The following is a 10,509-nucleotide window of genomic DNA, read 5'->3' on the forward strand; positions in this document are numbered from 1 at the left end:
CGGCGGTGTCGGCGGTGTCGGCGGTGTCGGCGGTGTCGGCGGCCCGGTGGCCGGCTCCGGGGCCGCGCACCTGGCCGGCCCGGCCAGGGATCATCTGGTCGCGGTCACCCAGCCGGCGAGCGGGCGGTAGGTCAGACGACCGGAGTCAGCGGCGGTTGTGCCGCGGCAACCCTGCCGGCCCGGCCGTCTGTTTCACGACAGCGAGGATCGGGCGAGGCCGGGCCACGCGGGGCTCGGGCGGCGAGAACGCCCCGGGCCACCAGGAACACCTGGCATATGGCACGCTGCCACCGCACCGTACAGGATTCACCGACAGGCCCTCATCCGGACCGAGTCGGGCGCAACGCCCCGAGCACCCGTTATCGTCAGTGACCTCAGATGGTATAGGGGACTGACACGGCCCAGGCGTGGCCGGTAATCGACGCGGGTAGACAGGCCACCCGGGCAGGCAGCCTGCCCGGGGCAGGAACGAAAGCGCGAGGAGGCAGGCTTGGTGGAGAACATCAGGCTGATCCGCTGGACACCCGCGCGGATGCGTGCCCGGCTGACCGATGTCATCGCCGTCTACAAGGCCGCCTTTCTGGACTTCCACGAGCCCGACCCGGCGCGGGCGGCGATCGAACGGACCATGCACGCCCGCCGGCACGCCGACCGCCGGGATCTGCGAGCGGTCGCGGCCCTTCTCCCCGACGAGCGCCTGGTCGGCTTCACCTACGCCCTGCCGGGGCTGAAGGGGCAGTGGTGGCACGACGTCGTCAGTGACGCGCTGGGGCCCGAGGACGCCGTGACCTGGCTCGGCGACTGTCTGGAGATCGTCGAGCTCCACGTCCTGCCGGAGTTCCAGGGCAGGGGGGTGGGACGCAGTCTGCTGCGGGAACTGCTGCGGGAGGCACCGGAACAGACCGCCGCGCTGTCCGCCCTGGAACTACCCGACAGCAGGGCTCGACGGCTGTATGCCAGCGAGGGCTTCATTCCGCTACTGTCGAATTTTCGATTTCCGGGAAGCTGGATCGAATACGCGGTGCTGGGCAAGCGCCTCACCCCCGCCGAGCCGGCCCAGGAGCGGCCTTCGTCCCCTTCGGCCGAGCAGCGGCCCGCCCACGGCCCCGGCGACAACCACCGGCAGGCCCGCGTCATCTGAGAGCCTCCCGAAAACCGAGCTGGTCCAGCGGGCCCCTGCGGGCTCCGGCGCCCGGGGGGAAGGCCGAACGAAGATCAGCGCGGCCGGAGGACGGTCCGGGTCCGCGCTTGTGGCCGTTCCTGGCCCGCCGCCGCGGCCACCAGGTTCATGATCGCAGCAGTCAGCGGCACGACCACGCTGCGGAAGGCCAGGCGCAGGAGCAGGAAGCCCAGGCCCACGATGACCGCGACTCCCGGGAGCTGCGAGAGAGCCCGCGCCAGCCCGCTGTCTTCGCCGGCACCGGGCCCGTACGGGCGTTTCGTGGAAGTATGACTGTCATGTAGGTCCGGCCACGTCTTGCGACAGCTTGCCCGGTCGGCACCGGGGCGGTCATCGGAGCATCATGCCTGCTGCGTATCGTTCCGTCGTCTGATGACGACCGGGACTACCGACAACCGTCAGCCCTTCGAGGGCCGCCAGGGGGCGGCCGCAGGAGAAACCGGTGACCAAGCATGCACCACTGGTCGTGGAGACACTCGACGACCTCGACCCGACAGCGGTCTTCAACACCGAACGCGACCAGGTGGTGGTCGCGGTGCGTATCACCCCCGTGTTCGGCACGCTGGACCTCAACCTGGTGGCGGCCGTGGTGGACGCGGCGAACCTGGCCGGCTTCGCGCTCGTGCGCGAGCAGCCCTTCCGGGACGAATGGCTGTTGTGCGTCTTCGACGCCTACGAGGACAACGACTAAAAGATCACTGACGACGACGGGACGACTGGGCCCAGGGGAGCGCGCGCCCCCTGCGGCCGGTGGCCCGAGGATCACCACAGCTGGCAGGCCGCCGCACCCGACACGTCCGGGTGAGTAGACACGGCTGTCACCGTGAAAGGCGGGTCGCCGCCGTGGTGGGCGGATCATCGCTGTAGCGAGTGGAACACCTCCCGTGTCGCGGTGGAACGGTTCAACGTGATGAAGTGGATGCCGGGCGCGCCACCGGCGAGCAGCTTCTCGCACAGGTCGGCGGCGACCTCCACCCCGACCGCCCGCACCGCCGCCGGGTCGTCGGCCACCGCGTGCAGCCGCCTGGCCAGGTCCGCGGGGAACGCGGCCCCGGACAGCTTCGCCATCCGCTCGATCTGCGCGACGTTGGTCACCGGCATCACCCCGGGAATGATCGGCGCCTCACAGCCGAGCCGGCGGACCCGGTCGACCAGCCGGAAATAGGCGTCCGCGTCGAAGAAGAACTGGGTGATCGCATAGTCCGCGCCGGCGGTGAGCTTGCGTACCAGGTAGCGCGCGTCGGTGTCGAAGTCGGGCGAGCGGGGGTGGCGGTCCGGGAAGGCCGCGACCCCGACACAGAAGTCGCCGAGCGACTGGACGAGGTGTACCAGCTCCTCGGCGTGGCGCAGCCCCTGGGGATGGGCGATCCACTCCCCCTGCGGGTCGCCGGGCGGGTCGCCGCGTAGCGCCAGGACGTTGTGTACCCCGGCGCCGGCGTAGCTGCCGATCACCTGTCGCAGTTCGGTGACGGAGTGGTTGACGGCGGTGAGATGACCGATCGGCGTGAGGGTCGTCTCCATCGCGATACGTTCGGTGACCCGCACCGTGCCGGCCCGGGTCGACCCGCCCGCGCCGTAGGTGACCGACACGAAGGACGGCCGCAGCGGCTCCAGCTCCCTGATCGCCGTCCACAGGTGGCGTTCCCCCTCGGGGGTCCGCGGCGGGAAGAACTCGAACGAGAACGACGGCCGGCCCGAGGCGAGACAGTCCCGCACGGTCAGCCCCCGGGTCGCCACGACGCTCCTGACCGCTGCCATACCCCTGAGGGTAAGCCCTGTCAGGCGCCGGACCCGGCACAACCGGACACGTCCTGTTCACGACAGGCATCCGGACAAGGCATCCGGACAAGGCATCCGGACGAGCCATCCGGACGAGCCATCCGGCTGAGACGACCGGACGAGGCGGCCGTCCCCACGGCACGCCACACCCTGTAGGCCGCGTCCCGCTCGCCGCTCGGCCTGTGGCACGGCCTACAGCCGTACCGGGCCCTGGGGCGTCGGGGCGCACACCCGCACCCGGCCGGACCGGCTGCGGACCGACACCGTCCGCGCCGCCCCCGGATCGACCGGAACATCCAGGGTGACCGAGTCCGCGCCGGGATCCGCGGACTCGACGTCGACCGCGTACGGCCCACCCGGCAGGACGACCGTGACCGCCCCGCTGTCGCTGTACGCCGCCACCTTCCCGGGGGGACGGGCGAAGTGCAGGACGACGTCACCGGTGCGGCTGCGCGCGGCGACACCGCTCCCGCCCAGCTCCCGCCCGGCGATGGTGCCCGTGTCGGTGATGAGCACGAGGTCGCCGTCCGAGCCCCACAGGGTCACCTCCCCGCGGCGGACCTCGGCCCGGACCCGGGTCGCCCGCGGCAGCGTCAGCCGGACCCGGGCCTCGCTGGTGCGCCCGTCGACGCGCAGCAGCTCCCCGGCCTGTTCCAGGGCCGGACGCGAGCGGCCGGCGCGCCGGCGGACGGTCATCGCCACCCGGGCGTCCGCCCGGTCGGCCTCGGCGATCTCGACCCGCCCGGCGGCCAGCCGGATCTCGACGGCGCTCACCCCGCCCGCCGTCTGGCTGGTCTCGCGCGGCGGCCGTCGCGGCAGCACGAGCCCGTAGCCGGCCGCGCCCAGCAGGACGACGGCGGCCACGGCCACGAGGACGTCCGTCATCGGCCCTCCCCGCCACACGCCGCGCCGAGAGGACGGCTCCCACCGAGAAGACGGCTCCCAGCAGGGGAAAGGGGCTCGTCGATGGGATGGGTTCCGCCGACGGGGGTGGTTGGCACGCTGGGAACGGTACCGGTCGGGCCCGGCATCCGGGCGGCCAGAGTGATCATCCAGGACGGCTCCGGCGGCCCCGGTCCCGCGGAAAGGCACCGGGCGAGCCGGCTTCCGTCCCGGGACGGAAGCCCCGGATCCACCTTCATTCGTCTTAATTCGCCTTAATTCATTGTTCAGACAGGCTGACGAGTTCGGCTTGAAGTCTCGATTCCGGCCGCTGGCTGCGAGACTACAGCTCATGGACGAACGGCTCACACGCTCGGGTGCGCGCGCCCCGGACGGATCCGGGACACGCGCACCCGAGCACGGCCAGGAGGGGAAGCCCGCGGCGGGCGGCGAGGCGTCCCTCGCCAGCCCGGACACGGCCACCGACGCCGACCATCTCGAACGCGCTCTCTTTGAGGTCAAGAAGGTGATCGTCGGCCAGGACCACATGGTCGAGCGGATGCTGGTGGCGCTGCTCGCCCGCGGCCACTGCCTGCTGGAGGGGGTGCCGGGGGTGGCCAAGACCCTCGCCGTCCAGACCCTCGCCACGGTGGTCGGAGGGACGTTCACCCGTATCCAGTTCACCAGCGACCTGGTCGTCTCCGACATCATCGGCACCCGGGTCTACCGGCAGACCCGGGAGGCCTTCGATGTGGAGCTGGGGCCCATCTTCGCGAACTTCGTCCTCGCCGACGAGATCAACCGGGCGCCCGCCAAGGTGCAGTCGGCGCTGCTGGAGGTGATGGCCGAGCGACAGGTCTCCCTCGGCGGCGTCACCCACCGGCTGCCGGTGCCGTTCCTCGTGCTGGCGACGCAGAACCCGATCGAGTCCGAAGGGGTGTACCCGCTCCCGGAGGCGCAGCGTGACCGGTTCCTGATGAAGGTGGACGTGCCGTATCCCAGCGGCCACGAGGAGCTGGAGATCGTCCGACGGATGGGCACGCAGCCACCCCGGGCCGAGCGCGTCCTGGACCCGCCCACGCTGATCAAGCTGCAGGAGCGCGCCACCGACGTGTTCGTGCACCACGCGATCGCCGACTACGCGGTCCGCATGGTGCTGGCGACCCGGGCGCCGGCGGAGTTCGGAATGCCCGAACTCGCCGGCCATCTCGCCTACGGCGCGTCACCGCGCGCGTCGCTCGGCCTGGTCGCGGCGGCCCGGGCGCTGGCGATGCTGCGCGGCCGGGACTACGTCGTGCCGGACGACGTCGCCGCGGTCGCGCCGGACGTGCTGCCGCACCGGCTGGTGCTGTCCTACGAGGCGCTGGCGGAGGGGCTGTCCGCGCGGGCCATCGCCGAACGGATCCTGCACGGCACCCGCCCCCCCCGGGTCACGCCCCGTCAGCAGGACTATCCCGGGCACTGGACCACCAACCCGCACGGATTCCCCGAGTACCTCGGCCAGGAAACGTCGGCGTGAGAGTGAACCAGCCAACGCAACGGCCCGCTCCCGGGCCACGCCGCGGCGGCAGAGCAGGCACGCCGGCAACACCCGGCGGGACGGACGCGAGTATGCCCGGTGGGACGGGCGCGGCCAGCGGGACGAGCCGGACCGGCGGCCACGGCGTCCAGCCGGCACAGCCCGTCCAGCCGGCACAGCCCATGCCGGGTGGGTCCGGGGCGGCAGCGGCGGATCCGGCGATCGAACGGACCCTGCGCCGCCTCGAGCTGACCGTCACCCGCCGGCTGGACGGCCTGCTGCTCGGCAACCACCTGGGCCTGGTGCCCGGCTCGGGGACGGAGAAGGCCGAAAGCCGCACCTACCACGTCGGGGACGACGTGCGGCGGATGGACTGGGCGGTCACGGCCCGCACCACCGTCCCGCACGTGTATGACCTCGTCGCCGACCGTGAGCTGGAGACCTGGGTGCTCGTCGACCTGACGGCGAGCCTTGAGTTCGGCACCGCCAGGCTGGAGAAGCGCGACCTCGCGATCGCCGCCGTGGCCGCCATAGGCTACCTGACGGCACGCAGCGGCAACCGGCTGGGCGCGGTGGTGCTGACGACCGGCCACGGGCCGCGGCTCGTCCCCGCCCGCACCGGCCGGGACGGCCTGCGGGCGCTGCTGCGCACACTGCTGGCGGCGCCGCGGACCGCGCTGGACCGTCCGGCCCGCCGCTCCCCCGCCGCCCCGGCCCCGGGCACGGGCACGGGCACGACCGATCTCGCCGCCGCCCTGAACGGGCTGCGCAACCCGCCCCGGCGCCGCGGGATGGTCGTCGTGATCTCGGATTTCCTCTCGGTCGACCTGTCCTGGGAACGGCCGCTGCGCGCGCTCGCCGGCCGGCACCAGGTGCTCGCCGTCGAGGTCGTCGACCCGCGTGAGCTCGAGCTTCCCAACGTCGGGCTGCTCGACGTGGTCGACCCGGAGACCGGCGCCACCCTGACGGTGCCCACCTCCTCCCGCCGGCTGCGCGACTCCTACGCCCGGGCCGCCGCGGCGCACCGCCGGGAGGTGGACGCGGCGCTGCGCCGGGCCGGCGCCGGCCATCTCGTCCTGCGGACCGACTCCGACTGGCTCACCGACATCGTCCGGTTCGTCCTGGCCGCCCGCCGCGGCCGTGGCGCCGCCAGGCGCCCACCGGTCGCCGTACCTCCCGCCGGAGCCGGCCGATGACCTTCCTCGCCGGCCACTGGCTGTGGCTGCTGCCGGCGGTCGGCGCCATCGCCGCCGCCTACATCGTGATGTCGCTGCGCCGGAAGGCCTACGCGGCGCGCTTCACCTCGGTCGGGCTGCTGGCGTCGGTGCTGCCCCGGCGGCCGCAGTGGTGGCGCCGGCACCTGCCCGCGGCCCTGCTGCTGCTCACGCTGGCCGCCATGGTGTTCTCCCTCGCCCGGCCGGCCCAGGCCCGGCGGGTCCCCCGCGAGCGCGCGACGATCATTCTGGCGATCGACGTGTCGAACTCGATGGCCGCCACCGACGTCGCGCCCAACCGTCTCGCGGCGGCCAAGGACGGCGCCGACGCGTTCATCGACCAGCTCCCACCGCGGATCAACCTGGGGCTGGTGTCGTTCTCCGGGTCGGCGGCGCTCCTCGTCCCGCCGACCACCGACCGGCAGGCCGTCCGGTCCGGTATCCGCGGGCTGCAGCTCGGCCCGTCCACCGCGATCGGGGAGGGCATCTTCGCCGGCCTGCAGGCCATCACCACCGCCGGGGAACAGCTCGCCGCGGACGGCGGGGCGCCGCCGCCGGCCGCCATCGTGCTGCTCTCCGACGGGGAGACCCAGCGGGGACGCCCGAACGCCCAGGCGTCCCAGGCCGCCCGGGACGCCGGGGTGCCGGTCGACACGATCGCCTACGGCACCGCGGACGGCAGCCTCGACGTGGGTGGCCAGGAGATCCCCGTCCCGGTCAACGAGGACGCGCTGCGCGAGATCGCGCGGGCGACCGACGGCTCCTACCACCGGGCCTCCTCCGGGGACGAGCTGCGCTCGGTGTACGAGAACCTCGGCAGTTCCATCGGTTACCGCAACGAGTTCCACGAGGTCACCACCTGGTTCGTCGGCCTGTCCCTGGCGCTGGGGCTGACGGCCGCGGCCGGGTCGGTGGCCTTCTCCTCCCGGCTGCCCTGAGTATCGGCCTCCTCCCGGCTGCCCTGAGTATCGCCGGCCGGTGCATCCACGACCGGCGATACCCGGGGCCTGCCGGGCTCAGGGCTGCCGGAGCCGCCCGGGGCACGGCCCGCCGACCGGATCCCCGATCCGGGCCAGGGACTGGGGCCGCTGTGCCGGGCCGCCGTGGTGGCGGGAAAGTCGGGGCCGCGGCCGGCCGGGACGCCGGTGCGACTGTGCCGGTGCGACTGTGATGCCACCCGAGCCCGGGCCAGGGCCTGTCCGCCGCGGGGCGGAACGCGCCGATCCCCGGTTTACCGGTGGTCTCTGCCGGTAGGCCGATTACCAGGTATTGAGCCGTTCGGCGGGTACTGGGCCACCATGCGCCGGGCGCGGCCATCGCCGGTCGTCCCGGCGGCGGTCGTCCCGGCGGCGGTCGCGCCGTCCGTGCCCGCCGCCACGTCCCCGGTCTCGGGCAGCCGTCGGAGCAGCCGCGGGAGCCTGGCGCAGCCGCCCAGAACCGCCGTCCGCCGCCTCGCCGGCCAGCTCCGCGTCACCCGATGTGGGCGTGTGACGGTGGGCGCCTGTCGGTCCGTGCGTCCGGCATGAGAGGGTGGAGATCCGGCGCGCGCACTCGCGCGTGTCGACTTGCGTGGCGATGGGATCCTCGAATGGCTCAGGGCACTGTGAAGTGGTTCAACGCAGAGAAAGGTTTCGGGTTCATCAGCCCGGACGGTGGCAGTCCGGACGTCTTTGTGCATTTTTCCGCGATCGCGACGACCGGCTACAAGACCCTGGAAGAGAACCAGCGGGTCGAGTTCGACACGACTCAGGGCCAGAAGGGCCCGCAGGCGGAGAACGTCCGACCGCTCTGATCACCGACGGTCACGCGGCTCAGCGTGACCGTGGGCAGCAGTAGGAACATGTGTGAGACGAGCCCCGTACCGGTCATGGTGCGGGGCTCGTCCCGTACCGACCGGCCGGCCGACCGGCTCCGGCCCTGGCCTCGGGCCCGTTCACAGGGCTGGTCGCCTCGTGCCGTCACCAGGCCGGTCAGGGGCCGTGGGCGTCGTCGGGGTAGGTCTCGATGTCCGTCGCCTTGAACGACGCCCAGACCCGCGAGCCCGGCTCCAGCCGCAGCTCGGCCAGGGCGGCGGGGGTGACGTCGGCGAGCAGGGCGGGGTTCGTGTCCAGCGCGACCCTGGCCCGGTCCCCCAGCAGCTCCAGCCCGGTGACCCGGCCGGCCAGCGTGTTACGGGCGCTGCCGTGCGGCTCGACGACGCCGAGCATCACCGCGGACGGCCGCAGCGCGGCCAGCACCGGGCCGGTGATCGCCCGGTCCGCGACGGTGAGCGTGCCGCCGCCGGGCAGCCGCACGGCCCCCGCCCCGGCCTCCCCCCGGTAGAGGTTCAGCCCGACGAGCCGGGCGACGTAGTCGGTGCGGGGCCGGCGGGCCACCTCGGCCGGCGGGCCCTGCTGCACCACCCGTCCGGCCTCGATGATGACGACGTGGTCGGCCAGCACCATGGCCTCGATCGGGTCGTGGGTCACCAGCACGGACGGGCCGTCGAAGCCGCTGAGCCGACGGCGCAGGTCCGCCCGGACGGCCAGCCGGGTGGCCGCGTCCAGCGCCGCCAGCGGCTCGTCCAGCAGCAGCAGCTTCGGGCCGGCGGCGAGCGCCCTGGCGAGCGCGACCCGCTGGGCCTGCCCGCCGGAGAGCGCCCCGGGCCGGCGGGCGGCGAACTCGGCCAGCCCGAACGTCTCCAGCCAGCGCAGTGCGGCGGCCCGGGCGGCGGCCCGGGGGATCCCCCGGCAACGCAGCCCGAAGGCGACGTTGTCCCGCGCGGACAGATGCGGGAACAGCAGATAGTCCTGGAAGACCATCCCGACCGTGCGGCGCTGCGCCGGGACGAAGATCCCCGCCGCCGGGTCGTCCAGGACGAGGCCGCCCAGGCTGATCCGGCCCGCGTCGACCGGCTGCAGCCCGGCCAGCGCCCGCAGCAGGGTGGTCTTGCCCGCGCCGTTGGGCCCGAGGACGGCGACGGTCGTCCCGCTCGCTGCGGTCAGCGTCACGTCCAGGGTGAAGCCGCTGGCCCGCCGCACCAGCAGACGGGCCAGCAACGCGCCGTCATCGGATCCGCCACCGCCGTCGGACGGGCCGGGCCCGCCCACCGGGTTCACAGGGCCGTCCCCGGGCGCAGCCAGCGGTCCCGGAGCAGGGCCAGGACGGCCACGGCCACGGCGAGCAGGACCAGGGACAGGGCGGCCGCGGTGTCCGGGTCGGTCTCCAGGGCGAGGTAGACCGCCAGCGGCATCGTCTGGGTGGTGCCCGGGAAGTTGCCGGCGAAAGTGATCGTCGCCCCGAACTCGCCGAGGGCGCGTGCCCAGCACAGCACCGCGCCCGCGCCGAGCGACGGTGCGATCATCGGGAGGGTGACCCGGCGGAACGTCACCCACCGGCTCGCGCCAAGGGTGGCGGAGGCATCCTCGAAGCGCCGGTCCGCCGAGCGTAACGCCCCCTCGACCGCGACGATCAGGAACGGCATCGCCACGAACGCCTCCGCCACGACCACCCCGGCGGTGGTGAACGGGAGGGTGATCCCGAACCAGCTGTCGAGGTAACGGCCGACGATGCCCCGCCGCCCGAAGGCCAGCAGCAGCGCCACCCCACCGACCACGGGCGGCAGCACGAGCGGCACGGTGATCACCGCGCGTAGCAGCCCACGGCCGGGGAAGTCCGCCCTGGCCAGCAACCAGGCCAGCGGCACACCCACCGCCAGCGACAGCACGGTCGCGATGGTCGCGGTCAGCAGGGACAGCCGCAGCGCCTCGCGCACCCCGGGCTCGGCCAGCAGCCGCGGCAGGCCGCGCCAGGGCACCCGCACGAGCAGCCCGGCCAGCGGGAGCAGGAGGAAGACGAGGGCGACGCCACCGGCGACGGCCAGCGGAACCGGTACCCGCCCGCCGGCCCGGCCCCGCGGCCGGCCCGTCCTGGCCTGGCCGTGATGCCGGACCGGG

Annotated in this window: 11 protein-coding genes; 6 read left to right on the forward strand and 5 right to left on the reverse strand. The window is 73.7% G+C overall.

The features are described from left to right. The first annotated feature begins 532 nt into the window (after positions 1-532). Positions 533-1,141, forward strand: a complete 609-nt coding sequence (locus tag AC5LUJ_RS06005) for a GNAT family N-acetyltransferase (RefSeq protein WP_445548462.1) — start codon at positions 533-535, stop codon at positions 1,139-1,141. Positions 1,142-1,215: 74 nt separating this feature from the next. On the opposite strand, the gene AC5LUJ_RS06010 is transcribed toward AC5LUJ_RS06005, so the two are convergent. Then, positions 1,216-1,359 (reverse strand): hypothetical protein, encoded by a 144-nt coding sequence (locus AC5LUJ_RS06010; RefSeq protein ID WP_250284296.1) that lies wholly within the window; start codon positions 1,357-1,359, stop codon positions 1,216-1,218. A 263-nt stretch (positions 1,360-1,622) separates the two neighbouring features. Here AC5LUJ_RS06010 and AC5LUJ_RS06015 point away from each other — a divergent pair, with 263 nt between their 5' ends. Then, complete coding sequence (locus tag AC5LUJ_RS06015; protein ID WP_013874333.1) at positions 1,623-1,871, forward strand: hypothetical protein; 249 nt, start codon at positions 1,623-1,625, stop codon at positions 1,869-1,871. Positions 1,872-2,035: 164 nt separating this feature from the next. Here the strand turns inward: AC5LUJ_RS06015 and metF are convergent, their stop codons facing one another. Together metF and AC5LUJ_RS06025 are read right to left on the reverse strand one after the other, a co-directional pair. Continuing rightward, positions 2,036-2,938 (reverse strand): methylenetetrahydrofolate reductase [NAD(P)H], encoded by a 903-nt coding sequence (metF, locus tag AC5LUJ_RS06020; RefSeq protein WP_250284297.1) that lies wholly within the window; start codon positions 2,936-2,938, stop codon positions 2,036-2,038. A 213-nt stretch (positions 2,939-3,151) separates the two neighbouring features. Next, entirely contained in the window at positions 3,152-3,844 is a 693-nt protein-coding gene (locus tag AC5LUJ_RS06025; protein ID WP_250284300.1) for a DUF4097 domain-containing protein, read from the reverse strand. Positions 3,845-4,193: 349 nt separating this feature from the next. Here AC5LUJ_RS06025 and AC5LUJ_RS06030 point away from each other — a divergent pair, with 349 nt between their 5' ends. The 4 genes from AC5LUJ_RS06030 to AC5LUJ_RS06045 all read left to right on the forward strand — a co-directional run bounded on the left by AC5LUJ_RS06030 (position 4,194) and on the right by AC5LUJ_RS06045 (position 8,366). Beyond that, entirely contained in the window at positions 4,194-5,360 is a 1,167-nt protein-coding gene (locus tag AC5LUJ_RS06030; protein ID WP_250284302.1) for an AAA family ATPase, read from the forward strand. A gap of 182 nt (positions 5,361-5,542) precedes the next feature. Beyond that, complete coding sequence (locus AC5LUJ_RS06035; protein WP_493464607.1) at positions 5,543-6,556, forward strand: DUF58 domain-containing protein; 1,014 nt, start codon at positions 5,543-5,545, stop codon at positions 6,554-6,556. After that, positions 6,553-7,512: a VWA domain-containing protein gene (locus AC5LUJ_RS06040; RefSeq protein WP_250284303.1), complete on the forward strand. Its 960-nt coding sequence runs from the start codon at positions 6,553-6,555 to the stop codon at positions 7,510-7,512. The genes AC5LUJ_RS06035 and AC5LUJ_RS06040 overlap by 4 nt, the downstream gene beginning before the upstream one ends. Before the next feature lie 650 nt (positions 7,513-8,162). Continuing rightward, complete coding sequence (locus tag AC5LUJ_RS06045) at positions 8,163-8,366, forward strand: cold-shock protein (protein WP_250284305.1); 204 nt, start codon at positions 8,163-8,165, stop codon at positions 8,364-8,366. Between the two features lie 178 nt (positions 8,367-8,544). Here AC5LUJ_RS06045 and AC5LUJ_RS06050 read toward each other — a convergent pair whose 3' ends face one another. Continuing rightward, positions 8,545-9,672: a sulfate/molybdate ABC transporter ATP-binding protein gene (locus tag AC5LUJ_RS06050; RefSeq protein ID WP_493464595.1), complete on the reverse strand. Its 1,128-nt coding sequence runs from the start codon at positions 9,670-9,672 to the stop codon at positions 8,545-8,547. After that, positions 9,669-10,509: ABC transporter permease (locus AC5LUJ_RS06055; protein ID WP_445548464.1), on the reverse strand; the 841-nt coding region annotated here is incomplete at its 5' end. The genes AC5LUJ_RS06055 and AC5LUJ_RS06050, both read right to left, overlap by 4 nt.

Source organism: Protofrankia sp. CiP1_Cm_nod3 (assembly GCF_982290655.1).

Bases quoted from the DNA above. Each gene is read 5' to 3' on its own strand.
- AC5LUJ_RS06030 (WP_250284302.1), top strand. From the start codon at position 4,194: ATGGACGAACGGCTCACACGCTCGGGTGCGCGCGCCCCGGACGGATCC.
- AC5LUJ_RS06005 (WP_445548462.1), top strand. From the start codon at position 533: ATGCGTGCCCGGCTGACCGATGTCATCGCCGTCTACAAGGCCGCCTTT.
- AC5LUJ_RS06045 (WP_250284305.1), top strand. From the start codon at position 8,163: ATGGCTCAGGGCACTGTGAAGTGGTTCAACGCAGAGAAAGGTTTCGGG.
- AC5LUJ_RS06025 (WP_250284300.1), bottom strand. From the start codon at position 3,844: ATGACGGACGTCCTCGTGGCCGTGGCCGCCGTCGTCCTGCTGGGCGCG.
- metF (WP_250284297.1), bottom strand. From the start codon at position 2,938: ATGGCAGCGGTCAGGAGCGTCGTGGCGACCCGGGGGCTGACCGTGCGG.
- AC5LUJ_RS06035 (WP_493464607.1), top strand. From the start codon at position 5,543: ATGCCGGGTGGGTCCGGGGCGGCAGCGGCGGATCCGGCGATCGAACGG.
- AC5LUJ_RS06040 (WP_250284303.1), top strand. From the start codon at position 6,553: ATGACCTTCCTCGCCGGCCACTGGCTGTGGCTGCTGCCGGCGGTCGGC.